Source organism: Novosphingobium indicum (assembly GCF_014645195.1).
GTDB lineage: Bacteria > Pseudomonadota > Alphaproteobacteria > Sphingomonadales > Sphingomonadaceae > Novosphingobium > Novosphingobium indicum.
On the sequence record NZ_BMLK01000001.1, the window covers coordinates 37071 to 61296 of the forward strand.

Annotated in this window: 20 protein-coding genes; 8 read left to right on the forward strand and 12 right to left on the reverse strand. The window is 64.7% G+C overall.

What is annotated here, in order from left to right; genetic code table 11:
* Positions 1-13: 13 nt before the first annotated feature.
* Together trhO and IEX64_RS00165 are read left to right on the forward strand one after the other, a co-directional pair.
* On the forward strand, positions 14-1000 hold the full coding sequence (gene trhO / locus IEX64_RS00160) for an oxygen-dependent tRNA uridine(34) hydroxylase TrhO (protein ID WP_188817031.1): 987 nt from the start codon (positions 14-16) through the stop codon (positions 998-1000).
* A complete protein-coding gene (locus IEX64_RS00165; protein WP_373290115.1) occupies positions 997-1641 on the forward strand; it encodes a glutathione S-transferase in 645 nt (214 codons plus the stop codon). Before trhO ends, IEX64_RS00165 begins: the two co-directional genes overlap by 4 nt.
* A gap of 162 nt (positions 1642-1803) precedes the next feature.
* On the opposite strand, the gene IEX64_RS00170 is transcribed toward IEX64_RS00165, so the two are convergent.
* On the reverse strand, positions 1804-3858 hold the full coding sequence (locus tag IEX64_RS00170) for a S46 family peptidase (protein WP_188817034.1): 2055 nt from the start codon (positions 3856-3858) through the stop codon (positions 1804-1806).
* Between the two features lie 337 nt (positions 3859-4195).
* On the opposite strand from IEX64_RS00170, the gene IEX64_RS00175 reads away from it, so the two are divergent.
* Positions 4196-5047, forward strand: a complete 852-nt coding sequence (locus tag IEX64_RS00175; RefSeq protein ID WP_188817036.1) for a sulfurtransferase — start codon at positions 4196-4198, stop codon at positions 5045-5047.
* A gap of 8 nt (positions 5048-5055) precedes the next feature.
* Here the strand turns inward: IEX64_RS00175 and IEX64_RS00180 are convergent, their stop codons facing one another.
* The 5 genes from IEX64_RS00180 to IEX64_RS00200 form a co-directional block, all read right to left on the reverse strand.
* Positions 5056-5838, reverse strand: coding sequence for a CPBP family intramembrane glutamic endopeptidase (locus IEX64_RS00180; protein WP_188817038.1), 783 nt, complete (start codon positions 5836-5838; stop codon positions 5056-5058).
* A 9-nt stretch (positions 5839-5847) separates the two neighbouring features.
* On the reverse strand, positions 5848-6393 hold the full coding sequence (locus tag IEX64_RS00185; RefSeq protein WP_188817040.1) for a glutathione peroxidase: 546 nt from the start codon (positions 6391-6393) through the stop codon (positions 5848-5850).
* A gap of 74 nt (positions 6394-6467) precedes the next feature.
* Entirely contained in the window at positions 6468-7424 is a 957-nt protein-coding gene (locus IEX64_RS00190; protein ID WP_188817042.1) for an NAD-dependent epimerase/dehydratase family protein, read from the reverse strand.
* Positions 7425-7597: 173 nt separating this feature from the next.
* A complete protein-coding gene (locus IEX64_RS00195; protein ID WP_188817045.1) occupies positions 7598-8251 on the reverse strand; it encodes a CoA transferase subunit B in 654 nt (217 codons plus the stop codon).
* Positions 8251-8973 carry a CoA transferase subunit A gene (locus IEX64_RS00200; RefSeq protein WP_188817047.1) on the reverse strand — a complete coding sequence of 241 codons (723 nt, stop codon included), beginning with the start codon at positions 8971-8973 and terminating at the stop codon, positions 8251-8253. The genes IEX64_RS00195 and IEX64_RS00200 overlap by 1 nt, the downstream gene beginning before the upstream one ends.
* 90 nt (positions 8974-9063) lie before the next feature.
* On the opposite strand from IEX64_RS00200, the gene IEX64_RS00205 reads away from it, so the two are divergent.
* The 4 genes from IEX64_RS00205 to IEX64_RS00220 all read left to right on the forward strand — a co-directional run bounded on the left by IEX64_RS00205 (position 9064) and on the right by IEX64_RS00220 (position 14908).
* Positions 9064-9945, forward strand: a complete 882-nt coding sequence (locus tag IEX64_RS00205; RefSeq protein WP_188817049.1) for a LysR family transcriptional regulator — start codon at positions 9064-9066, stop codon at positions 9943-9945.
* 119 nt (positions 9946-10064) lie between these two features.
* Positions 10065-10847 carry a universal stress protein gene (locus IEX64_RS00210; RefSeq protein ID WP_188817051.1) on the forward strand — a complete coding sequence of 261 codons (783 nt, stop codon included), beginning with the start codon at positions 10065-10067 and terminating at the stop codon, positions 10845-10847.
* Between the two features lie 547 nt (positions 10848-11394).
* Positions 11395-13710 carry a CDC48 family AAA ATPase gene (locus tag IEX64_RS00215; RefSeq protein ID WP_188817053.1) on the forward strand — a complete coding sequence of 772 codons (2316 nt, stop codon included), beginning with the start codon at positions 11395-11397 and terminating at the stop codon, positions 13708-13710.
* A gap of 220 nt (positions 13711-13930) precedes the next feature.
* A complete protein-coding gene (locus IEX64_RS00220; RefSeq protein WP_188817056.1) occupies positions 13931-14908 on the forward strand; it encodes a GGDEF domain-containing protein in 978 nt (325 codons plus the stop codon).
* A 19-nt stretch (positions 14909-14927) separates the two neighbouring features.
* Here the strand turns inward: IEX64_RS00220 and IEX64_RS00225 are convergent, their stop codons facing one another.
* From IEX64_RS00225 to polA, 3 genes are all read right to left on the reverse strand, one after another.
* Complete coding sequence (locus IEX64_RS00225; RefSeq protein ID WP_188817058.1) at positions 14928-16079, reverse strand: mechanosensitive ion channel family protein; 1152 nt, start codon at positions 16077-16079, stop codon at positions 14928-14930.
* Positions 16080-16142: 63 nt separating this feature from the next.
* Entirely contained in the window at positions 16143-17309 is a 1167-nt protein-coding gene (locus IEX64_RS00230; RefSeq protein WP_188817060.1) for a mechanosensitive ion channel family protein, read from the reverse strand.
* A gap of 53 nt (positions 17310-17362) precedes the next feature.
* A complete protein-coding gene (polA, locus tag IEX64_RS00235) occupies positions 17363-20203 on the reverse strand; it encodes a DNA polymerase I (RefSeq protein WP_188817061.1) in 2841 nt (946 codons plus the stop codon).
* Between the two features lie 210 nt (positions 20204-20413).
* On the opposite strand from polA, the gene IEX64_RS00240 reads away from it, so the two are divergent.
* Positions 20414-20737 carry a hypothetical protein gene (locus tag IEX64_RS00240; RefSeq protein WP_188817063.1) on the forward strand — a complete coding sequence of 108 codons (324 nt, stop codon included), beginning with the start codon at positions 20414-20416 and terminating at the stop codon, positions 20735-20737.
* A gap of 138 nt (positions 20738-20875) precedes the next feature.
* Here the strand turns inward: IEX64_RS00240 and bla are convergent, their stop codons facing one another.
* From bla to IEX64_RS00255, 3 genes are all read right to left on the reverse strand, one after another.
* Positions 20876-21937 (reverse strand): class A beta-lactamase, encoded by a 1062-nt coding sequence (bla, locus tag IEX64_RS00245; RefSeq protein WP_188817065.1) that lies wholly within the window; start codon positions 21935-21937, stop codon positions 20876-20878.
* Positions 21938-22204: 267 nt separating this feature from the next.
* A complete protein-coding gene (groL, locus tag IEX64_RS00250; protein WP_188817067.1) occupies positions 22205-23857 on the reverse strand; it encodes a chaperonin GroEL in 1653 nt (550 codons plus the stop codon).
* 48 nt (positions 23858-23905) lie between these two features.
* On the reverse strand, positions 23906-24190 hold the full coding sequence (locus tag IEX64_RS00255) for a co-chaperone GroES (RefSeq protein ID WP_039288438.1): 285 nt from the start codon (positions 24188-24190) through the stop codon (positions 23906-23908).
* Between the last annotated feature and the right edge of the window lie 36 nt (positions 24191-24226).

Below are 24226 nucleotides of genomic sequence, written 5' to 3' on the forward strand. Positions count from 1 at the left end.
CTATGACGCCCCCATGCACACGACCGACATTTCGGCGGCAGACGCGGCGAGAGCGCCGCTCTGCGTTGCCGCGCTTTACCAGTTCGCCCCCTTCGAGGATCCCGCAGCCCTGCGTGCGCCCCTGCTGGCGCTGTGCGAGGTCCAAGGCATTCGCGGCACGCTTCTTCTCGCCCGCGAAGGGATCAACGGCACCATTGCCGGATCACGCGAAGGACTGGATGCAGTCATCGCGCACATTCGCGCCTTGCCCGGCTGCGAACGGCTGGACGTCAAGTTTTCCTCGGCAGCGGAGATGCCGTTCCACCGCATGAAAGTGCGGCTCAAGCGCGAGATCGTGACCATGGGCGAGCCCGGCACGGATCCGCTCGCCACCGTCGGCACCTACGTTGCGCCGGAAGACTGGAATGCGCTGATTTCCGATCCCGACACGATCCTGATCGACACGCGCAACGACTACGAAGTCGCCATCGGCACCTTCAACGGGGCCATCGATCCGGAAACACGCAGCTTCCGCGAGTTCCCCGAATGGTTCCGCCGCGAGCGCGAGCGGCTGCTCGGCGAGGGCAAAGCGCCGAGAGTCGCGATGTTCTGCACCGGCGGTATCCGCTGCGAGAAGTCGACCGCCTTCCTCAAGCAGGAAGGGGTCGAGGATGTCTTCCACCTCAAGGGCGGCATCCTCAAGTATCTTGAGACGATCCCGGCAGAGCAAAGCCTTTGGCACGGTGAATGCTTCGTGTTTGACCAGCGGGTCTCGGTCGGTCACGGGCTGGTGCAGGGCTCGCTGTCGCTGTGTCACGCCTGCCGCCAGCCGGTAAGCGAATCGGACAAGGCCTCGGCGCACTATGAAGAGGGCGTGAGTTGCCCGGCGTGCTTCGAGAGCCGCACCGACGAGCAGCGCGCCCGCTACCGCGAGCGGCACCGGCAGGAGAAGCTCGCCGAGGCCCGCGGCGAGGAACATGTGGGCGCGAAGATGCCGACGTCGGCCGGCCAAGAGGCATGATGCCGGAGACCGCCAGCCTTCCCATCCTCTATAGCTTCCGCCGTTGCCCCTACGCCATGCGCGCCCGGCTGGCGATCATGGTGGCAGGCCTCACCTGCCAGCTGCGCGAAGTGAAGCTCTCCGCCAAACCCGAGGCCATGCTCGAAGCCTCGCCCAAGGGCACGGTGCCGGTTCTGGTCTTGCCCGATGGCACGGTGATCGAGGAAAGTCTCGACGTGATGCACCATGCGCTGGGCGTGAACGATCCCGAAGACTGGCTGGATCGCGCCGACGCCGACCTGATCGCCCGCTGCGACGGCCCCTTCAAACGCGACCTCGACCGCTACAAGTACCCCGACCGCTACGACAGCGACGCTACCGCGCATCGCAGCGCAGGCCTCGCCTTTCTGCAGGACCTTGAGGCACGCTTGGGGGAAGACGAGAACCTGAGCGGATCGCCACGCGGCCTAACCGACATGGCGATCGTGCCCTTCATCCGCCAGTTCGCCGCGACCGACCGCACCTGGTTCGGCGCCCAGCCCCTACCCCGCCTGCGCGCCTGGCTCGACGGACACCTGACCTCGGACCTGTTCAAAGCGATCATGGTCCGCCATGGCCCATGGCAGCCGGACGATACGCCGATCCTGTTCGCGGCAGGCTGAAGCGCCGCTTCCTACTTTCGCCCACCCCGCTCATCCGGAGCCTGTCGAAGGATGGGACCCCTGCGCAGCGCGAGCGCCCTTCGACAAGCTCAGGACGAGCGGCGGCAGGTCTTGTGGATATGCCGGGGCGGCAGCATCGCACCGCCGCCCCGGCCCTATCGCTTACTTCCCGGCCAGTTCCTTCACCAATCGCGGCGAGGGATAGATCGTTTCCAGCGCTTCCTGCAGCGAGGCGGCGGAAACGACCACGGTGCGGTTGAGCACCGGATCGTAGCCGTAGTTGCCGCCCAAGGAGTGGATGTTGCCGTCGAAAGCGGCGCCGATCACGGTGCCGGTCTTGTCGATCACCGGTGAGCCCGAGTTGCCGCCGATAATGTCGTTGGTGGTCACGAAGTTGTAGGTCACCGACTTGTCGATCTCGTCTTCCTTCGCGGCGAAGGCCGGGGCGAGATCGAACGGCGGGGCGCCCGTAGCACGCTCGAAGGTGCCGCCGATGGTGGTCTGGAACGGCACCTGCCTGCCGCGCTCGGGCCAGCCTTCGACCTTGCCGTAGCTGATGCGGAGCGTGAACGTGGCATCGGGGTAGATCGTGTCGCCATAGGCCGCGAAACGCGCGTCGGTTAGCTTGGCACCGGCAGCGGCTGCGGGGCCCGAGTACCCCTCGTCCACCTCCTTTTCGAGCTCGCGCTGACGCGCGTCGAGCTTGCGGGCATAGACGATCATCGGATCGTCCGACGCCTCGATCGCCGCCTGACCACCTTCCCACAGCTGCTTGCGGTATTCCGGATCGGCCAGCTTCGTGCCGGAGACCAGCCGTTCTGCCAGCGCTTCCGGGCTTTCCTTGCCCAGCAGCAACTTGGTGTCGGGATCGTCCACGCCGAGGTATTCACGCGCCTTCGAGAGGCTCCACTCCATGCGCAGCTCATCGAGCCAGGGATAGACCGGCGCCGCATCGAGCAGGCGCTTCTCGGTGAGCGGAAGCGCGCTGTCGGTGTAGCCGGGCAGGCGCTCGGCATTGGGCTTGGCGCGCTCGGCCGCGCCCATTACCAGCGTCTCGGCATAGCCGTAGAGGTCGCCCGAAGGCTCGATGAAACGCGCGGGCATGTAGAGCTTGCGGTAGGCCTTCACTGCCGCGTCCATCTCGCTCCAGGGGTTGCCGATCTCGGCGTTGCCCGCACTCTTTTCCCTCAGCGCAGCCTCGGCCGCGGCCAGCTTGCCGGTAAAGTCCGGATCGTTGAGTGCCTTCATCCGGCCGATGTAGACTTTCAGCCCGTTCTCCACGCCGTTGAGCATGTCGAGACCCTCACGGGCGTGCTCTGGGCTTTCTTCCATCGCCCGGATCAGCCGGCCGCGCAGTTCGGAGTAGGTCGCGACGATCACCGGCAGGCGCACTTCGCGCTCGAACGCGAGCTGGCTCTGCGTGTAGAGGCGCGAGGTAGAACCGGGATTGCCGACCACGAAAGTAGCCTCGCCTTCCTTCGGCGCGCGCGGATTCCACTTGAGGTGGTTCGGCGTCTTGACCGGCTTGCCGTTCGCGTAGGCGCGCAGGAAGGCACCATCGAGATCGTAGCGCGGGAAATTGAAGTTGTCCGGATCGCCGCCGAAAGTCGCCGCACGGTCTTCCGAAGCCCAGACCAGCCGCACGTCGGAATACTTGCGGTAGGTATAGAGCTTGTACTGGCCGCCGCCGAACAGCGTCACGACCTGGCAGCGGGTGGTCTCGCGATCAGTGCAGTTGGCGGATTCGATCTCGGCGATCTTCGCATCGCGCGCCTTGGTCAGCGCCTCGCCGGTGAGCGAGCCGATGGCCTTTTTCACGTCGCCGGTCACATCGGTGATCTTCGTCACCACTTCGGCCTGCTGACCGGGGCAATTCTTCTCGTCGTTGAAGGTTGCCGCGACATAGCCGTGATCGAGCAGGTCGTTGTCGCCGGTCGAATTGTCGAACAGGCACGAAGCGACGCAGTGATGGTTGGTCAGGATCAGGCCATTGCCCGAAACGAAGCTGGCCGAGCAGCCGCCGGTCAGGCGCACGGCGGCATTGCGCACATCGTCGAGCCAAGCCTGATCGGGCGCCCAGCCGTAGTCTTCCTTCATCTTGGCGGCGGGAAAATTATCGAAAGTCCACATGCCTTCGTCGGCACGGGCGGGGGAAGAAGCCAGCGCCAGCGAAGCGGCGGTACCGGCGGCAAGCAGTGAAAGCGAACGGATGGTCATGGGTTTTCCTTGTTCCTGTTGGCCGCAATTTTCCCAAGGAAACCGCCGCTGTCCAGCCGAATTCCACACCCCGGCATAAGGTTGCGCAATCGCCTTCGCAGGCATTAACTAAGAGCCTTCATCGGTGCTTTGCGAGCAACAAGCTTAGGCTTCCCACACACCCGGCCGTGCAGCGGGAATGGTCCGGTGCGGTGCCTGCGGCAGGGCGGCCTTCCTCTCGGACATGCCGCCACGGTCGAGGCTCGACATCGCCGGTTACGCCCCGTACCCCTTTCCCTTGTCTCGTCGCGACGGTCGCGGACGGGATCGCGCAGCCGCTGGTCCAGGATCGCAGGGCATGGCATTCGAAACACTGATTTCGGTGAAAGACCTTCAGGCACTGCTCGCCTCGGGCCGCGACGTTCTGCTGCTCGATTGCGAATTCGAACTCGGCGCGCCCGACAAGGGACCGGCAATCTACGCCGAGGGGCACTTGCCCGGTGCACGCCATGCCCACCTCGACAACGACCTTGCCAGCCCCCCAGACGGCACCAACGGGCGCCATCCGCTGCCTGCACCGGTCGCGCTGGCAGCCTGGCTGCGTGCGCAGGGTCTCCGCAAGGGCCAGCAGGTCGTCGCCTACGACAGCAACGGCGGTGCCTGGGCCGCACGCGCCTGGTGGCTGCTGCGCTGGTTGGGACATGCCCAAGTGGCGGTCCTCGATGGCGGCAAGCCGGCGTGGATAGCGGCAGGCCTGCCGCTCGAACACACCATGCCCGGACCTGCGCCGACAGGGGATTTCGAGGCAGGCGATCCGCTGGTCGCAACACCTGTCGACGCCGGTGACGTGCTCGCCAATATCGGCACCGGCGATGCGCTCGTGCTGGACGCGCGCGATCCTGCGCGCTTTCGCGGCGATCCCAACCCGATCGATCCTGTGGCGGGCCATATTCCCGGCGCCCGCAACCGCTGCTTCCGCGACAATATCGACGACAAGGGCCGCTTCCGCCCGGCGCAGGAACTGGCCAAGGACTTCACCGTTTTGCTCGAGGGCAAACCGGCGATGCTGAGCTGCGGTTCGGGCGTCACCGCGTGCCACAATGCGCTGGCGATGGAGATCGCCGGACTGCCCGGCGCCCGGCTCTATCCCGGTTCGTGGAGCGAGTGGATCAGCGGTCCAGCGCGTCCGGTGGAGACCGGCGAGGGCTGAAACCGCACCTAAGCGGGGCTCGGCAGCACGCGGGTGAGTACCAGCCCCACAGCCGGGCGGATCACCAGTCCGATCACGTCGATCGCGACATGGACGGCCATCGCCACCAGCAGACTGCCGCTGATCAAGTAGAGCGCCGTGAGCAACAGCCCGGCGAGGGTGGTTGCAATCACGCCGACCGGCCCCTGATAGAGATGGCAGAGCCCGAAGATCGCGACCGGCAGCAGGAAAGCCGCCGGAAGCGGCACACCCAGATCCGCAAACGCAAAAGGCAGAAAGCCGCGAAACAGCAGTTCCTCGCCGACGCCGGCGACAATCGCCAAGAGCAGGGCCCAGCCCAGCTCTGGCCCATTGCGCGGACGCAGGACGGCGAAATTGCCCGCCACGATCACCTTGCGCGAGCGCAGCAGCAGAGGCAGCGCCTCGATGGCAAAGATCAGTACCGCCAGTTCGGCCAACAGCCAGGGCGACAGCAACGCCTGCTCCAGGTCACCGGCCCGCAACCCCAGCCACTGCGTCGCCGTTGCGGATAGCGCCGCGATTTCGGCGCCGGGGTGCAGAGCGCGGAGGAGATTGCCGGTCAGCAGCAGCGCCAGTCCCGGCATCGCCAGCATGATCAGCGCCTGTCGCCCGATCTTGCGCTCGAAAAACCAGCGCCTGACCGCCGGGTCCGACGTTTCTCGCAAGGCGCTCACCTGCCGCCGCCCGCGCTGCACGTAGCGGGCGAGCAGCGCCAGGACGACGCCCAGAGCCAGCGTGGTCAGGATCGTTCCAAAGACGGCGCCGGACATTTCCAAACCTTATTTGGCGAGTTCCGCTTCGATCGCGCCGACGAGCTCGGGCGAATTCGGCTCGATACCCGGCGCAAAGCGGCCAGCGACGCTGCCGTCCTTGGCAATCAGGAACTTCTCGAAGTTCCAGAGCACTTCCGGGTCCTCGGTCGGGGTCATGCCGTAGCCCTTGAGTCGTTCGCGGAATTCCTCGGCCGGGCCGACCTTTTCGGGCTGGGCCTTGGTCAGTTCGGCATAGAGCGGCTGCTTGCCCTCGCCGGTGACGTCGGCCTTGGCGAAGAGCGGAAAGGACACGCCGTAGTTGACCGAGCAGAACTCCATGATCTCTTCATGCGTGCCTGGCTCCTGCGCGCCGAAATCATTGGCCGGGAAGCCGAGGATCTCGAAACCCTTGTCCTTGTATTCGTTGTAGAGCTTTTCCAGCCCTTCGTACTGCGGCGTCAAGCCGCACTTGCTGGCGACGTTCACGACCAGCAGGACATTGCCCTTGTGCTCGGCAAGGCTGTCGTACGCGCCGTCGATGCGGGTCAGCGGAATGGCGGAAATGTCGGTCATTACTCGGATTCTCCCGTGCTGTTTGACGAGAGTATGGGCCGCCGACATGTCCTCGGCAAGACGGTGCCTTCGCGTCAGGGCGATGCCGAGAGAACCGGCGAAAGCCAGTCGGGATCGTGCGCGAAGGGCAATTCGCTGCCGTCGCGCAGCGCTGCGAGGATCGCCGCGAAGTCAGTCTGCGCGCGCCAGCCCAGCAAGCGTTCGGCTTTCGCAGGATCGTAGACCCGCTCGATCCGCTCGGGCAGCAACCAGCTCTGCCGGTCGTAGAGGTCCGCCGCCTCGGGAAAGCGGCGGGCGATCACCGCGCGGGCGTCGTCGGCAAGCGCCACTGCATCGGCGCGCGCGAAGGGCGGCGGGGCGGAGAGGACGAACGTCTCGCAGCCCTCGATCCGCTCCAGCGCGGCGAGATGCGCTAGCGCCGCATCGCCCACGGTCAGGCGCCGGTTGAGGAATTCGTTGGCCTTGAGGTTGGGTCCGGAAGGAATGGCGTGGGTATCGTCATCTTCGGGAAAGAAGCGCCCGGTGCGCAGGATCGCAACGGCCATGCCGCTTTCGCGCGAGACCAGCCGGCACAGGTTCTCCGCCGCGAGCTTGGTGACGCCATAGATGTTGCGCGGTTCGAGCGGGCCGAATGCCTCGTCCATCCACCAGGCCCCGGCCTCGCCCGCCCCGGCGCGCACATCGGCGCGGACCATCAGCGAGGTGGTAGAGGTAAAAACGAACCGCGGATGCCCTGCCTCCACCGCCGCTTCGAGCAGGTTGAGCGTGCCGCTGGTGTTGACGTCGATGAAAGTCTGGCGCGGGAAGCGGACGATGTCGGGCTTGTGCAGCGCACCCGCATGGACGATCGCCTCGATCCCGTAGTGCGAGACCGTCTGGAACACGAGATCGCGGTCCGCGACCGAGCCGAGCACGCGGGTATGCGCACCGGGGGCCACATCGAGCCCGGTGACTTCATGCCCGCGCGATTGCAGCAGCGGCGCAAGGTGCCTGCCGAGCCAGCCGGAAGAGCCTGTCAGCAAGATTTTCACGAGGTAGCTTTCAGATCATGGCGCATGGGCCCACGACTATAGCGCCGTGCTTCGTCATTGCGAGCGGCCGCAGGCCGCGAAGCAATCCAGAGCGGGCGAAACCGCCTTGGATTGCTTCGCCTGTGGCTCGCAATGACGAACGCGGGAAGATCCGCGGGCGCCAGCGACCCGGGTCAGCTCACGTAATGCGCCGTCGTCTTGGCGGCCACTTCCTCGGCCGTGACGCCGGGGGCCAGTTCGACCAGTTTGAACGGACTGTCGTGATCGGGCCGCTGGAAGACGCACAGGTCGGTCACGATCATGTCGACCACGTTCTTGCCGGTGAGCGGCAGGGTGCACTCGGGAATGAACTTGGGATCGCCGCTCTTGGAGGTGTGCTCCATGACGACGATGATCTTCTTCACGCCGGCGACAAGGTCCATCGCGCCGCCCATGCCCTTGATCATCTTGCCCGGGATCATCCAGTTGGCGATGTCGCCGTTCTCGGCCACTTCCATCGCGCCTAGCACGGCTAGGTCGATGTGTCCGCCGCGGATCATGGCAAAGCTGGTCGCGCTGTCGAAGAAGGCGGTCTGCGGCAGTTCACTGACCGTCTGCTTGCCGGCATTGATGAGGTCGGCGTCTTCCTCGCCCTCGTAGGGGAACGGGCCGATGCCGAGCATGCCGTTTTCCGACTGCAGCGTGACGTGGACGCCTTCGGGCACGTAGTTCGCCACCAGCGTCGGAATGCCGATGCCGAGGTTCACGTAGAACCCGTCCTGCAGTTCCCTTGCCGCGCGCGCGGCCATTTCGTTGCGGTTCCAGCCCTTCTTGGCTTCTTCGGACATCAGGCCGACTCCCTTTCGCGCGTGGTCACGAATTCGATCTTCTTGTCGTAGGGCGCACCCAGCACCAGCCGCTGGACGTAGACGCCGGGCAGGTGGATGTGATCGGGATCGAGCGAGCCCGTCGGCACGATCTCTTCCACTTCGACGATGCAGACCTTGCCGCAAGTGGCGGCGGGCACGTTGAAGTTGCGCGCGGTCTTGCGGAACACCACGTTGCCGCTCTCGTCCGCCTTCCACGCCTTCACCAGCGCCAGATCGGCGAAGATGCCGCGTTCGAGCACGTATTCCTGCTCGGTGCCGCTGGGATCGGTAAAGACCTTGGTTTCCTTGCCCTCGGCGATCTGGGTGCCGACGCCGGTCTTGGTGTAGAAGCCGGGGATGCCCGCGCCGCCAGCGCGCATGCGCTCGGCCAGCGTACCCTGCGGACAGAATTCCACTTCCAGCTCGCCGGAGAGGAACTGGCGTTCGAACTCCTTGTTCTCGCCTACGTAGGACGAGATCATCTTCTTCACCTGCTTGGTGCGCAGCAGCTTGCCGATGCCCTCGTTGTCGATGCCGGCGTTGTTTGAGGCGAAGGTCAGGTCCTTTACCCCCGAATCGCGAACGGCATCGAGCAGGCGTTCGGGCAGGCCGCAAAGGCCGAAGCCGCCGCTGGCGATCAGCAGGCCGTCCTTGAGCAGGCCGTCGAGCGCGGCTTCTGCGCTGGGATAGAGCTTGTTCATGAGTCTCCCTTCCGGTTTCCGCTCATAGCTAGACACAGTCTTTGATTACGAATAGCGATTATTTTTTATCGAATTCCATAAGGAATAGCGATGAAACGTATCGCCCTCTTTCACCTCGAAACGCTGATGTGGATCGAGCGTCTGGGCACTTTCGCCGCAGCGGCGCAGCGCCTCAACACCACCCAGTCGGCAATCTCGGCGCGGGTGCGCGAGATCGAACAACAATTGGGGATCGCCCTGTTCCAGCGCGAGGGGCGGCGCATGGTGCTCACCGCGCGCGGAAGGCGGCTCGTCCAGGCGAGCGAACCGCTGTGCCGCGGCCTTGAACAGGTCCTGCTCGAAGCGAGCGACCATGCCGGCGCCACCGGCACCGTGCGCATCGGCTCGGGCGAGATTGCCGCGGCCAGTTGCCTGCCTGCCTTCATTCAGACGATCGAGCGCGAACGGCCGGGCGTGACGATGGAGATCGAACTCGATCTCACCGCGCGGCTGTTGCAGCAGTTGCTGTCGGGCACGCGCGATATCGTGTTTCTTGCCGGACCGGTTGCCAGCCCGGGCATGAGGACCGCACCGATCGGATCGGTCGACCTGGTCTGGGCCGCGGGGGCCGCAGTTGCCAAAGCGGGCGGTTTCGCAACGCCGCTGCCAGTCTGGTCGCTGCCCGACCACTCGCCGCTTCACGCGGTGACGCTGGCCACGCTGGAAAGCCACGGACTTTCTCCGCGTGCACTGCACACCTGCAACAACGTCCGCACGCTGATCGAGATCGTCGCCAACGGGACCGGCGCGGCGGTGCTGCCGGAGACCATGATCCGCGAACACCTCTCCACCGGAACCCTGCGCGAAGTGCTCCCCCGACCCCGGCAGAGCGTCCACTTCGAGGCGGCAATCCGCACCCGCGAGCGCGATCCGGTCATCCTAGACCTCTTCGCCCGCGCAGCCGGGCTCGAAATCGACGGACCGGGGGATTGATCCGCCCGAAAAGCCGCGCGACTACAAAGAAGTACCAACACCGCAGCGATGATTGATCTTTGTCATGGCCATCGCGGCACCAATCAGTACTTTCGGTGTCTCAGAGGGAGAAAAACGTCATGCGCTCGATTCTCGTCAATGCCGACCGCAAACCGGGCAACGATGCCCGCATCGACACCGCGCTCGATCTGGCCCGCCAGTTCGGCGCTCACGTCAGCGTGCTCGTCGATACCCCGGTAACGCGCTACATCGCCATGGACCCGATGGGCGGCAGCTACGTCATTTCCGACGCGCTGGAGGAAGCCCGCGGCGAGGACGATGCCGCCGCCTCCGATATCGAGACGCGCATGGCCCGCGACGACGTTCCGTTCGACGTTCTGCGCAGCGAGGACGATCCGGTCAGTGCGCTGGCCAATGCGGCGCGGCTTTCGGACCTCGTGATCGTGTCGCGATCGGGCGGCCTGGCGGGCGAACTCGCGCTGGTTTCGCGCGCGCCGGTTCTCGCCCTGCCCGACGGCACGCCTCTGCAGATGCCGATTCGCCGCGCTTGCATCGCCTGGGACGGCGGTGAACAGTCGGCAGCCGCGCTGCGCGCCTCGGTGCCGCTGCTGCAGAGCTGCCAGATGGTCAAGGTGATCTCGGTGATCGAGAAGCCGGGCGGTTTCCCGGCGACCGACGCACTGCGCTATCTCTCGCGCCACGGCATCCACGCCGAATACGAAGAGCACGAGCGCCGCGGCTCGACTGAAGAGACTCTCGCCATCGCCGTGACCCAGTCGCACGCCGAACTGCTGGTCATGGGCGCCTACGGCAAGAGCCGGATGCGCGAGTTCCTGTTCGGCGGCGTTACGGCCTACTTCCTCGACGAAGCCAACGCACCGGCGCTGCTTCTCGCGCACTGATTCGATTCGCCAACAACCATACCGCGGCGCGGGTTCGGGAAGCCGAATCCGCGCCATTTTCCTATCCGGTTGAATTCACGGCGCATTTGCTCAGCAAGGTAAGTAAATTGCGCGGTGCAGCAGGTGATGCGACACAAAGCGGCATCGGCGCATGAGTACGCCCCTTGAGTGTGACACAACTTAAAACCGAGTCAGGTTTCAAATTGACGGTTTTCTAGGGTTTTCGGTGCCATTTCCGGGTGTGATTTGCTTCCTTGCAACTAATGTTGCGTTTTTCGCAATATCAACTCTTCACTTCGCACTTGCACAAAATCGGGAAGAGAGGCATACAGAACCTGCCTTTCAGGCATCCTCTCCCAAAACTTCCATGGCCCGGTCGGCAACGACCGGGCCTTTTTTCTTGCCTGCAATCCGTCCCGCCACGCCTTTCCTGTCGACCACAAGGCGGTTTGAAATCGGGTTCGGCGATACCTAGTTCCTGAATCGCACAGTGCTGGCGGTGCCACGAACGCGGGCCGACCGGCACACCCGCTTGGAAAGGAACGACATGGCGGACGGTGATACCCAGGTAGAAGATCGCACGGTGAGGCTGCAGGTCGCAGCCGCAAGGCAGGAGGAAAGCGGCCAGGGCATTGCCCGCATGTCGCGCGAATCGCTGGCCAGCATCGGTGCGATGGAAGGCGATGTGCTGGAAATCACCGGCAAGTCGGTCACGGTCGCGCGCGCCGTGCTCGCCTATCCCGAAGACGAGAGCCTGGCCGTCATCCGTCTCGACGGCCTGCAGCGCGGCAATGCCGAAGTCGGTTCGGGCGATCATGTAACGGTCCGCAAGGCCGAATCGCGTCCGGCCCAGCGCGTGGTCTTTGCGCCGGGACAGAAGGATATGCGCCTGCAGGGGCCGACGATTGCGCTCAAGCGTAATTTCTTTGCCCGGCCGATGGTGCAGGGCGATCTCGTCGCCACCACCGGCCAGCAGCAGGTCGCCGACATTCCGCCGCAGCTGCGCCGCATGTTCAACGCGCCCGCCTATGCGCTGACACAGATTCGCCTCAACGTCGTATCGACCACCCCGCGCGGGATCGTTCACATCGACGAGAACACCGAAGTCGAACTGCGCGAGACCTTCGAGGAAGCGCAGGACGCGCGCGGCGACGTCAACTACGACGACGTCGGTGGCATGAGCGACACCATCCGCCAGCTGCGCGAGATGGTGGAACTGCCGCTGCGCTATCCCGAGCTGTTCACCCGCCTCGGCGTGGCGCCGCCCAAGGGCGTGCTGCTCCATGGCCCGCCGGGAACCGGCAAGACCCGCCTTGCACAGGCGGTCGCCAACGAGAGCGAGGCCAACTTCTTCTCGATCAACGGGCCCGAGATCATGGGTTCGGGCTATGGCGAGAGCGAAAAGGCTCTGCGCGAGGTGTTCGAGGAAGCGACCAAGGCCGCACCCGCCATCGTCTTCATCGACGAGATCGATTCGATCGCGCCGAAACGCGATCAGGTGCATGGCGAAGCCGAAAAGCGCCTCGTTGCACAGCTCCTGACACTGATGGACGGCCTCAACAGCCGCGCGCACGTGGTCGTCATAGCCGCCACCAACCGCCCGGAAGCCATCGACGAAGCGCTGCGCCGTCCGGGCCGCTTCGACCGAGAGATCGTCATCGGCGTCCCCGATGAAAGCGGGCGCCGCGAAATCCTCTCGATCCACACGCGTGGCATGCCGCTCGGCGACAAGGTCGACCTCAAGGAACTCGCGCGCACCACGCACGGCTTCGTCGGCGCCGACATTGCCGCGCTCTCGCGCGAGGCGGCGATCGAGGCGGTGCGCCGGATCATGCCGCAGATCGACCTGGAAGCCCGCACGATCCCGCCCGAAGTGCTCGAGAATCTCTCGGTCACGCGCGAGGACTTCATCGAGGCGCTCAAGCGCGTGCAGCCCTCCGCCATGCGCGAAGTCATGGTGCAGGTGCCGAACATCGGCTGGTCCGATATCGGCGGGCTCGACGATGCGCAGCTAAAGCTGAGGGAAGGCATCGAGCTGCCACTGAAGAACCCCGAATCCTTCCACAAGATCGGCATACGCCCGGCCAAGGGCTTCCTGCTCTATGGCCCTCCCGGCACCGGCAAGACCTTGCTTGCCAAGGCCGTGGCCAAGGAAGCCGAGGCGAACTTCATCTCGATCAAGTCCTCGGACCTGCTCAGCAAGTGGTATGGCGAGAGCGAGCAGCAGATCGCCCGCCTCTTTGCCCGCGCCCGTCAGGTCGCGCCCTGCGTGATCTTCATCGACGAGATCGACAGCCTCGTTCCGGCGCGCGGTTCGGGCGGCGGCACGGGCGAGCCGCAGGTGACCGCACGCGTGGTCAACACGATCCTCGCCGAAATGGACGGCATGGAGGAACTGCAGTCGGTCGTGCTGGTCGGTGCGACCAACCGCCCGGCGCTGGTCGATCCCGCGCTGCTGCGCCCCGGCCGCTTCGACGAGCTGGTCTATGTCGGCACGCCCGATACGGCCGGACGTGAGCACATCCTGGGCATCCACACGGCCAGGATGCCGCTGGCGGACGACGTCCAGCTCGGCACCATCGCCGACCGTACCGAACGCTTCACCGGCGCCGATCTGGAAGACGTGGTCCGCCGCGCCGGCCTCATCGCCATCCGCAAGGGCGGCGCGAACGTGGAATCGGTGACCATGGCCGACTTCGAGGAAGCCCTCGAAGACAGTCGCGCCACGGTGTCGGCGGAAATGGAAACCGAGTACGAAAAGATGAAGGGCGAACTGAAGAAGCGGGCCATGGAAGTGACACCGATCGGCTTCATAGCCCCGGGCATGGTCGAATCCACGCGCGAGAAGAAGCACGGCGACTGAGGTCCACAGCGCCTGAGACAAGGAATAGCCCGGCCCCGCAAAGGCCGGGCTTTTTCGTGTACCGGGAGCCTGCGATGCGGGCGATCGCACCCACCTTTCTGTGCGTATAGCCCCTTGCACTTTTCGTTTACTCTCCTCAGTGGTTTCTCGAAGAATCAATGAGTTTGCGTATTCTGCCTGACGACCGGGATCGCAGGTGCGCAACACGGGGGACATCTTCATGAATAAGCCGGCTGCCGGCGCCGCGCACGCGCGCGAGGAGAGCGAAAGCGCATTCGATTTCGATCCCGACGTGTACCGCACGCTGCTCGAATCGACCCTGGCGATTCCCTGGCGGATCGACTGGGCCACGATGACCTTCGCCTATATCGGCCCGCAGATCGAACCGCTGCTGGGCTGGCCGCAGGACAGCTGGAAGACCGTGGACGACTGGGCCGCCCGCATCCACGAGGAAGACCGCCAGCGCGTGGTCGACTTCTGCGTGTCGCAGTCGATGGCGGGCGTCGATCACGAGGCGGACTACCGCGCGCTGACCCGCGACAACGGCTATGTCTGGATCCGCGATGTCGTCCATGTCGTGCGCGACGAAAAGGGCGAAGTGGAAAGCCTCGTCGGTTTCATGTTCGACATTACCGAGCGCAAGAAGTCTGAGCAGGAGCTGCTCGACATGCAGCGCCGCCTCGAAGCCCTCTCGTTCGAGGACGGGCTGACCGGCGCGGCCAACCGGCGCCTGTTCGACCGGCAACTCAAGACCGAATGGAAAGCCGCCTGTCGCTACGGCACGACGCTGTCGGCCATCCTCATCGACCTCGATCACTTCAAGCAGTTCAACGACCGTTACGGCCATATTGCCGGCGACGAATGCCTGATCCGGGTGGCCGCCGCGCTCGGAAAGGCCGGACGGCGGCCGCGTGACGTGATCGCGCGCTTCGGCGGCGAGGAATTCGTGATCCTCCTGCCCGAAACCGACGCCGAAGCCGCTCTGTACCTGGCCGAACGCTGCCGGGAGGTCATCGGCGAGCTGCAGATCCCGCACGAGAGTTCGCCTTGCGGCAGCATGGTCACGGCCAGCATCGGCGTGGGTACGACCACGCCGACGATAGAGGCCTCCGCACGCGAGTTCCTGACAGGCGTCGACCGGCTACTCTATGCAGCAAAGCAGGCCGGGCGCGACCGCATCGTTTCCGACACGATCTGACATCTCGGCGTCACCGCCATCAGACCGGGCGGTGATCTTCCTCGTCGTTCGCCGCCACGCCCGAGGTCACCATTTCGACCATGCCGGCGCTCGGCGTCAGTTCTACCGGCGCAACGGGCAAGGTACGGCGGCGTACCAGTGCTTCAGGCGTGGTCCGGCGGATCCAGTCGAGCATCTTTTCGCGCATGGCGCAGCGCAGGTCCCACAAGTCGCCGGAATTGGCAGCGGTCATGAGCAGCCGCACTTCCAGTGTCTCGTTGTTCATGCCGGTGATCGTGACGTTCTGCGCGCGATGATCCCAGCGCGGATCGGTCGTCACCTGCCGCTCGAATTCGGTCCGTAGCGGGCCGATGTCGGTGGCGTGGTCGAGATAGAGGAACACTGTGCCGGTCAGCTCGGAACTGGTCTTGGTCCAGTTCTGGAAGGTGTTTTCGAGAAACTTGTTCGAGGGTACGACGAGGCGTCGCTCGTCCCAGATCTTGACGATCACGTAGGTCGTCCGGATATCCTCGATCCGGCCCCATTCCCCTTCGACGATTACCACGTCGTCGATCGAGATCGGCTCGGTCAGCGCCATCTGAAAGCCGCTGATCAGGGCCTTGAGCGCTGGCTGCGCAGCGGCGCCGACGGCCAATGCGGCGAGACCCGCGGAGGCCATCAGGGTAATGCCGATCTGGCGCACACCGGGAATGGCGAAGAGCATCAGCGCCACGGTCACGAAGACGATCAAGAAGGTGCCGATGCGACTGAGAATGGCGAGCCGCGTGCGCCGCCGCCGGGCATTGCGGTTGTCGATCACCGAAATGTCCGTGCGCAGCATCATCGCATCGACGAAGCTGTGCATCAGGGCCAGCACGATCCAGCCGAGCAGGGCCGGCATCACGAAGCCCGAGATCTTGCCCCATGCGACGTCCAGCGCCGGGGTCTCGCGCGCGGCATAGGCTATGCCCAGCGCGACAAAGGAATAGCGCGCGGGGCGGGCCAGCCGCTTCACCAGAATGTCGTCAGCCTCGCTCTCGCTGGAATGCGCCACCTTGCGCAGCACGCGAAAGAGGATGCGGTGTGCAATCAGGGCAATGGCGATCCCGACCATTGCGGCAACACCGGCAATAATGAGCTGTTCGGTCCAGGCGGGAATTGCCCCGGTAAACTGTTCTATCCAATCGGCCATGGCGCCTATCGTATGGTCGCGCCGCCGATATTCAACCGTAACCGCCCGCGAGACACACAGGAGTCAACCGTTGGCAGCGGCCTGCTGGCCGCCCTCGCCCGCAGATCCGCCATCCATCTGCGCCATGACATCGCCGGAAATCGGGCCGATCCGGTTGATGTCCACCGGGCCCATCGGCAGCATGCGGCTGCGCACGATGGCTTCGGGCATGTTTTCCGCGACCCACTGGATCAGGGCCTCGCGAATGTCGCAGCGCAAGTCGAACAGCGTCGGGGAATCGCGCGCGGTCATCAGGAACCGCACTTCGATGGCATCGCGGGTCAGTTCGGTGACCTGCATGTGCTTTACGCGCTTGTCCCACCGCTCGTTGCTTTCGACCAGTTCGTAGAACTTCTGGCGGATCGGCTCGAGCCTGGTGTGCGGATCGACATAGAACATCACCGTGCCCAGCAGCTGCGACGTCGTCTTGGTCCAGTTCTGGAAAATCTCGTCGAGGAACTTGCTGGTCGGCACCACCAGCCGCCGCTCGTCCCAGACTTTCACCACCACGTAAGTCGTGCGGATTTCCTCGATCCAGCCCCATTCGCCGCCGACGATCACGGCATCGCCGATCACCACCGGCTCGGTCAGCGCCATCTGGAAACCCGCGATCAGCGACTTGAGCGCCGGCTGCGCGGCCGCACCTACTGCCAGACCGGCGAGACCGGCGGAGGCCACCAGCGTAACGCCGATATCGCGCACGCCGGGGATCGAGAGCATCATCAGGCCGACGGTGATGAAGACGATAAGAAACGTCGCGATGCGCCCGAAAATCGACAGGCGCGTTCGGCGACGGCGGTTGCGGCGATTGTCGGCCATCGAGATGTCGTTGCGCAGGATCATCGCTTCGACGAAGGCATTGAGGATCGCGACCGCCATCCAGCCGATCAGCGCGGGCATGACGATGCTGCCGATACGCGACCAGATCGCATCGAGCGCCGGCGTCTCGCGTGCAGCAAGGACCACGCCGAGCGCAATCAGCGACCAGCGCGTCGGTCGCACCAGCCGCTTGACGACGAGATTGTCAGCTTCGCTCTGGCTCGCCTTGGCGAACCGCCGCAACGCGCGAAACAGAATGTAGTGCACGACGAGCGCGAGAAGCACTGCAATCGCGGCGATGACGACCGCGACGATCGTCTGTTCCAGCCAGTTGGGCAACTCGCCGGTCAACTGTCTCAAGAGGTCCAGCATGAATGAGGAACTATGCTGCATTGCAACAAGTTCCGCCAGAGCCAATTTTTACGCTAGTGCGCGGCGCCCCAGCTTGGGCCGGAACCGACCTCGACACCCAGCGGCACGTCGAGCGCTACCGCGGGCTGCGCGGCTTCGGCCATCACCCGCTCGATCACCGGCGAGGCGGCGGCGACATCGCCCTCGGGCAGCTCGAACACCAGTTCGTCGTGCACCTGCAGCAGCATCTTCACATCGCGCAGCCCGGCATCGGCAAGCGCGGGCCCCATTCGGGCCATGGCGCGTTTGATGATGTCGGCGCTGGTACCCTGGATCGGCGCATTGATCGCGGCACGCTCGCTGCCCTGCCGCTCCGCCCCGTTCTTGGAATTTATGCGCGGGAACCACGTCTTGCGGCCGAAAAGCGTTTCCGAATAGCCACGTTCGCGCACCTGCTCGAGCGTGTGGACGATATACTTCTGGATGCCCGGAAAGCGCTCGAAATAGCGGTCGATCATCGCCTGCGCCTCATCCGCCTCCACACCGAGACGCCCGGCGAGGCCCCAGCGCGAAATGCCATAGAGGATGGCGAAGTTGATCGTCTTGGCGCGCCCGCGCGTGTCGCGGTCGACAGTGCCGAACATCTCGTTCGCGGTGCGCGCGTGGATATCCTCGCCATTGGCGAAGGCTTCTTTCAGGCTCGGCACGTCGGCCATATGCGCGGCGAGGCGCAGCTCGATCTGCGAGTAGTCCGCGGAAAGCAGTACATTGCCCGGCTCGGCAACGAAGCATTCGCGAATCTCGCGGCCGATCTCGGTGCGGATCGGGATGTTCTGCAGGTTGGGCTCGGTCGACGAGAGGCGCCCGGTCTGTGCGCCGACGAGCGAATAGCTGGTGTGAACGCGCTGGGTCTGCGGGTTGATCGCGGCCTGCAGCGCTTCGGTATAAGTCGAGCGCAGCTTGGAAAGCTGACGCCATTCGAGAACCTTGGTCGCAACTTCCGCGCCTTCGCCGGCGAGCCGCTCGAGCACCGACTGGTCGGTCGAGTACTGGCCCGACTTGCCCTTCTTGCCCCCCTTGTAGCCCAGCTTGTCGAACAGGATCTCGCCAAGCTGCTTGGGGCTGCCGACCGTGAATTCCTGCCCCGCCACCTCGTGGATCTGGGTTTCGAGCACGCCGATCTCTTCAGCGAATCGGCTCGACAGGTGGGCCAGCCGGTCGCGGTCGACCTTGATGCCGTGGCGTTCCATCGCCGCCACGACAGGAATCAGCGGGCGATCCACGCGCTCGTAGATGCGCGTGCCGCCCTCGTCGCTGAGGCGCGGCTTGAGTACGGTGTGGAGGCGCCAGGTAATGTCGGCATCCTCGGCGGCGTAGTGCGTCGCCTTGGCGAGCGGGACTTCACCGAAGGGGATGGCCTTCTTGCCGGTGCCGCACACGTCCTTGAAAGCCATCGGCTTGTGTCCGAAGTGGCGCTCGGAAAGCTCGTCCATGCCATGACCGCCGCCGATGCCGTCGATCTGGCGGCCGGCGTCGAGATCGAAGCTGACAACCATGGTGTCGTCGATCGGCGCCACGTGGATGCCGTGGCGGGCGAAGACGTTGAGGTCGTACTTGATGTTCTGCCCGACCTTGAGAACCGCATCGCTTTCGAGCAGCGGCTTGAGCAGCGCGATCGCCGTGTCGAGCGGAACCTGATCGGGCTTTTCCGCGAACATGTCCGATCCGCCGTGGCTGAGCGGGATGTAACAGGCATCGTTCGGTCCCAGCGCCAGACTGACACCGCACAGGTCCGCCTGCATCGCATCGAGCATCGAGGTTTCGGTATCGACCGCCACCATGTGCGCGGCATGGGCGCGTTCGACCCAGCGCTCGAGCGCCTCGACCGTTTGCACGCATTCATAGGCGGCATAGTCCACCGCCGGCATCTCCGGCAGCGGCTGGCGCGATGCGCCTTCGCTGGCCCCGGCACCGGCGGTGACCGGCTTGGCGGGGTTGAGGTCGGTCTTGCGCGCCGGGCTGCCGGTTCCGCCCTCCAGCCGCTTGAGCAGGCTGGTAAACCCGTGCTTGCCGAGAAAGGCCGCGAGCGGTTCGGGCGGAATCGCGTCGAGCTTGAAATCGTCGAGCGACAGCGGAAGCGTGCAGTCTTCCTTGAGCGTGACCAGTACTTTCGAAAGCCGGGCCTGTTCGGCCTGCTCGATCAGCCGCTCCTGCAGCTTCGACTTCTTCATCGCCGGAGCCGCCGCCAGCGCGCTTTCGAGGTCGCCGTGCTCCTGGATCAGCTTGGTCGCGGTCTTGGGACCGACGCCGTAGACGCCAGGCACGTTGTCGACCGAGTCGCCCATGAGCGCCAGCACATCGCCCACTTTCTCGGGCGGCACGCCGAACTTCTCGATCACTTCGGGAATGTCGATCCGCTGGTTCTTCATCGTATCGAGCATGTCGACCTTGCCGCCACCGGTCTCGCAGGTGCCGACGAGCTGCATGAGGTCCTTGTCCGAGGATACGATGGTCACGTCCCAGCCCTGCCGGGCTGCCTCGCGGGCATAAGAGGCGATCAGGTCGTCCGCCTCGAAGCCCTGCTCCTCGATGCACGGCAGCGAGAAGGCGCGGGTGGCGTCGCGGATGAGCGGGAACTGGGGAACGAGGTCTTCGGGCGGCGGTGGACGGTTCGCCTTGTAGTCTTCGTAGATGTCGTTGCGAAACGATTCGCTGCCGGCATCGAGGATCACCGCGAGATGGGTCGGGCCATCGGCCTTGTTGAGATCCTCGGCCAGTTTCCACAGCATCGTCGTGTAGCCATAGACGGCGCCCACGGGCGTGCCTTCCGGGTCTGTCAGCGGCGGCAGGCGGTGATAGGCGCGGAAAATGTAGGCCGAACCGTCGACGAGGTAGAGATGCTGCTTGGGCTCCATGACAATGCCCTAGCAGCGGCAGCGCGGGCCGTCAGCAGGGCACGAGAGTTTTTGGACTTTCGGGAACCCGCACCAATTTTCTGCGTTAGCGCCCCTATGCTTGAAACCCCGCGTCCACCCTATTAGTCGTCGGGCTCAGCCGGACAGGGCTGAGAAAACGACGCGGCGTTTCGCCGAAAGATCACACTCGCAACGAGGGAAAACTGAAAGATGCGCAAGATCCTTATCGCTACCGCCGCCATTGGCGCCATTTCGCTGGCCGCCTGCTCGGAAAAGACCGAGGACACCACCGAGGCCGCGGCTTCCTCGGCCGCTGACGACATGGGCGCCTACGCCACCCAGGCGGGTGACGCGATGGACAACGCAGGCGACGCGATGGCCGGTGCCGCCAACGACGCTGCTGACGCAGCCGGCGACGCCGCTGACAGCGCAGCCGATGCCGCTGGCGATGCCGCCACTGCCGCCGAGAAGGCCGCCAACGACGCCGCCAACGAAATGGCCGATCACACCGACGGTAATCCGGGCACCAACTGAGGAAGATAGCGCCGGGGCCCTGACGGCCCCGGCCCTTCCCGCCCTCTCATCGAGGGCAAAAAGAAAAGCGCCCCGAACCGACGTTCGGGGCGCTTTTCTTATGATCTGCCCGACGCTGCCGGAACAGGTCGCGTCAGATCAACGCGCCGCGGTGTGGTGATACGTCGGCCCTTCGGCCAGATAGCCGTGGTAGATGGTGCGGGCGATGCTGGCGATCCGCGCTTCGCGGGCGGGGCGGCTGCCCTGCCCGGTTACGTAGATGGCAACGGCAAAGACACGCCCATCGGGGGTCTCCACAATGCCGATGTCGCTCGACGTGTTGTGCAGCGAACCGGTCTTGTGCAGAAGCTGCACATCTTCGGGAAGCCCGGCGCGAATGCGGCGCTTGCCGGTAACGCAGCGGCTCATGGTATCGAGCAGGATCTTGCGGCTCGACGGCGTCAGCCACTTGCCCTGGTAGAGACCGCTCAGCAGCTTGACCATGGCCAGCGGCGTGGCGCTGTCGCGCTTGTCTATCACTTCGGCCGGATCGAGCGCGCCGTCATCGCGCACCAGCGTAGCGATGTCGCGATCGATATGCCAGCCTTCGATACCGGCGCGGCGCACCCAGTCGTTCACGGCGCCGGGACCGCCAACGACCTTGAGCAAGGCGTCTGTGGCATAGTTATTCGAGCGGGTAAGCATCAGCTCCATCAGGCGGCCCGCCGTCATGTAGGCGCCGGGGCGCACCGGAGCGACAGGCGTCGAGAACGGCGCCGAGCTGACCGGAATCAGCAACGGAAATTCGCTGGTCAGGCTCCACTTGCCCTGATCCACGCCTTCGAGAAAGGTTGCGGCAATGGCCACCTTGCTGGTGCTTGCCATGGGAAAGCGCTGATCACCCAGCACATCGATTTCCCGACCCGTGGCCAGATCGACTGCGGCGACACCGATGCGGCCCTGCGATGCCTCCGCGACGCTGGCAAGCCGCTGCCCCATCGGCGTGGAATAAGTGCGCGGCCCGCGCATCTCGGTACCGAACAGCGAGTCGAAGGTGCTCTGGACCTCGACAACCTGCTGCGTCGGCTGTGCTACGGGTGTGACTTGTTCGGCCTGGGCCTGGACGGGCGTCAGTGACGCAGCAGCCGTCATGGCCATCAGTCCGATGAAGCGCCTGGTGCCCGCACGGCACCGCGTAAAGAGGTTACCTGCCCCGGTCATGCAGTTCCATTTATAGATTCGTCCCTATTCCCGCGAGGTTAACGCGGCAGTCGTAAAACGCCAGTGGTGCGCGACGAATTGCAGGCGGCTTGCGGTAATTGCCGGGAACCGAACAATCCTGTCGCTTCGGGGACCGATTCTTAAAGTCCACTACTACACGATATAAGCCGAATCGCCGCGAATCGGCTCGCTGCCGCCGCCACGCAAAAGGGCCGGGGATCGCTCCCCGGCCCTTCGCATGTTCGTCGGATAGACGGTGCGGTCGGCTTAGAAGCCGCCCATGCCGCCCATACCACCCATGCCGCCCATGTCGGGCATTGCCGGCATGGAAGGCTTGTCGTCCGGGCTCTCGCTGATCGCCGCTTCGGTGGTGATCAGCAGGCCGGCGACCGAAGCCGCGTCCTGCAGGGCAGTGCGCACGACCTTGGTCGGGTCGATCACGCCGGCGGCGACGAGGTTCTCGTAGACGTCGGTCGCGGCGTTGAAGCCCTGCGTTTCGTCGTCTTCACGCAGCAGGTTGCCGGTGACGACAGCGCCGTCGAAGCCGGCGTTCTGTGCGATCTGGCGCGCCGGAGCCATGATCGACTGACGCACGATGTCGACACCGCGGGTCTGGTCGTCGTTCTCGCCCTTGAGGCCTTCGAGAGCCTTGGTGGCATAGAGCAGCGCGGTACCGCCGCCCGGAACGATGCCTTCTTCGACGGCAGCGCGGGTCGCGTGGAGAGCGTCGTCGACGCGGTCCTTGCGCTCCTTCACTTCGACTTCCGAAGCGCCGCCGACCTTGATCACGGCAACACCGCCAGCCAGCTTGGCCAGACGTTCCTGCAGCTTCTCGCGGTCGTAGTCGCTGGTGGTCTGCTCGATCTGCGAACGGATCTGCTCGACACGGGCCTTGATCTCGTCAGCCGAACCCGCGCCATCGACGATGGTCGTGTTGTCCTTGTCGATGGTGACCTTCTTGGCTTCGCCAAGCATGGTGAGCGTAACGCTCTCGAGCTTGATGCCGAGGTCTTCGGAGATCATTTCGCCAGCGGTCAGCGTCGCGATGTCACCCAGCATGGCCTTGCGGCGATCGCCGAAGCCCGGAGCCTTGACGGCCGCAACCTTCAGGCCGCCGCGCAGCTTGTTGACGACGAGCGTGGCCAGAGCCTCGCCCTCGATGTCCTCGGCGATGATGAGCAGCGGACGGCCCGACTGCACCACGGCTTCGAGGATCGGCAGCATCGACTGCAGGTTCGAGAGCTTCTTCTCGTGGATGAGAATGTAGGGGTTCTCGAGCTCGACCGTCATCTTGTCCGGGTTGGTGACGAAGTAGGGCGACAGATAGCCGCGGTCGAACTGCATGCCTTCAACGACATCGAGTTCGAATTCGAGGCCCTTGGCCTCTTCCACGGTGATCACGCCTTCCTTGCCGACCTTTTCCATGGCTTCGGCGATCTTCTCGCCGACTTCCTTGTCGCCATTGGCCGAGATCACGCCGACCTGGGCGATTTCGGAAGTGCCGGAAACGTCCTTCGAACGGCTCTTGAGGTTCTCGACGACCTTGGTGACGGCGAGGTCGATGCCGCGCTTGAGGTCCATCGGGTTCATGCCGGCCGCAACCGACTTCATGCCTTCGCGCACGATCGCCTGGGCCAGAACGGTGGCGGTGGTGGTGCCGTCACCGGCCGCGTCGTTGGCCTTGCTGGCCACTTCGCGGATCATCTGCGCGCCCATGTTCTCGAACTTGTCCTTGAGTTCGATTTCCTTGGCGACGGTAACGCCGTCCTTGGTGATGCGCGGAGCGCCGAAGCTCTTCTCGATCACAACGTTGCGGCCCTTGGGGCCCAGCGTGACCTTCACGGCATTGGCGAGGGTATCGACACCGGCGAGAATGCGCTCACGAGCGTCGCGCGAGAACTTTACGTCCTTGGCTGCCATTGGGTAATTCCTCTCAAAAATTCAGATGGATGGATGCGGAAAGCACGCTCAGGCGATAACGCCGAGGATGTCCGATTCCTTCATGATCAGCAGGTCTTCGCCGTCGACCTTTACTTCGGTGCCGGACCACTTGCCGAACAGCACGCGGTCACCCACCTTGACGTCGAGTGCCTGAACCTTGCCGTCGACGACGGCACCGTTACCGGCAGCGACGATCTCGCCCTCGGCGGGCTTTTCCTTGGCGCTGTCGGGGATGATGATGCCGCCGGCCGTCTTTTCTTCGGCCTCAACGCGGCGCACGAGTACACGGTCGTGCAGCGGACGGAATGCCATGGGATTCTCCCTAATATCCTACGAACACAAAAACTG

Excerpts from the sequence above, each read along its gene's own strand:
- trhO (WP_188817031.1), top strand. The coding sequence starts at position 14 with ATGCACACGACCGACATTTCGGCGGCAGACGCGGCGAGAGCGCCGCTC.
- IEX64_RS00165 (WP_373290115.1), top strand. The coding sequence starts at position 997 with ATGATGCCGGAGACCGCCAGCCTTCCCATCCTCTATAGCTTCCGCCGT.
- IEX64_RS00170 (WP_188817034.1), bottom strand. The coding sequence starts at position 3,858 with ATGACCATCCGTTCGCTTTCACTGCTTGCCGCCGGTACCGCCGCTTCG.
- IEX64_RS00175 (WP_188817036.1), top strand. The coding sequence starts at position 4,196 with ATGGCATTCGAAACACTGATTTCGGTGAAAGACCTTCAGGCACTGCTC.
- IEX64_RS00180 (WP_188817038.1), bottom strand. The coding sequence starts at position 5,838 with ATGTCCGGCGCCGTCTTTGGAACGATCCTGACCACGCTGGCTCTGGGC.
- IEX64_RS00185 (WP_188817040.1), bottom strand. The coding sequence starts at position 6,393 with ATGACCGACATTTCCGCCATTCCGCTGACCCGCATCGACGGCGCGTAC.
- IEX64_RS00195 (WP_188817045.1), bottom strand. The coding sequence starts at position 8,251 with ATGTCCGAAGAAGCCAAGAAGGGCTGGAACCGCAACGAAATGGCCGCG.
- IEX64_RS00200 (WP_188817047.1), bottom strand. The coding sequence starts at position 8,973 with ATGAACAAGCTCTATCCCAGCGCAGAAGCCGCGCTCGACGGCCTGCTC.
- IEX64_RS00205 (WP_188817049.1), top strand. The coding sequence starts at position 9,064 with ATGAAACGTATCGCCCTCTTTCACCTCGAAACGCTGATGTGGATCGAG.
- IEX64_RS00210 (WP_188817051.1), top strand. The coding sequence starts at position 10,065 with ATGCGCTCGATTCTCGTCAATGCCGACCGCAAACCGGGCAACGATGCC.
- IEX64_RS00215 (WP_188817053.1), top strand. The coding sequence starts at position 11,395 with ATGGCGGACGGTGATACCCAGGTAGAAGATCGCACGGTGAGGCTGCAG.
- IEX64_RS00220 (WP_188817056.1), top strand. The coding sequence starts at position 13,931 with ATGAATAAGCCGGCTGCCGGCGCCGCGCACGCGCGCGAGGAGAGCGAA.
- IEX64_RS00225 (WP_188817058.1), bottom strand. The coding sequence starts at position 16,079 with ATGGCCGATTGGATAGAACAGTTTACCGGGGCAATTCCCGCCTGGACC.
- IEX64_RS00230 (WP_188817060.1), bottom strand. The coding sequence starts at position 17,309 with ATGCTGGACCTCTTGAGACAGTTGACCGGCGAGTTGCCCAACTGGCTG.
- polA (WP_188817061.1), bottom strand. The coding sequence starts at position 20,203 with ATGGAGCCCAAGCAGCATCTCTACCTCGTCGACGGTTCGGCCTACATT.
- IEX64_RS00240 (WP_188817063.1), top strand. The coding sequence starts at position 20,414 with ATGCGCAAGATCCTTATCGCTACCGCCGCCATTGGCGCCATTTCGCTG.
- bla (WP_188817065.1), bottom strand. The coding sequence starts at position 21,937 with ATGACCGGGGCAGGTAACCTCTTTACGCGGTGCCGTGCGGGCACCAGG.
- groL (WP_188817067.1), bottom strand. The coding sequence starts at position 23,857 with ATGGCAGCCAAGGACGTAAAGTTCTCGCGCGACGCTCGTGAGCGCATT.
- IEX64_RS00255 (WP_039288438.1), bottom strand. The coding sequence starts at position 24,190 with ATGGCATTCCGTCCGCTGCACGACCGTGTACTCGTGCGCCGCGTTGAG.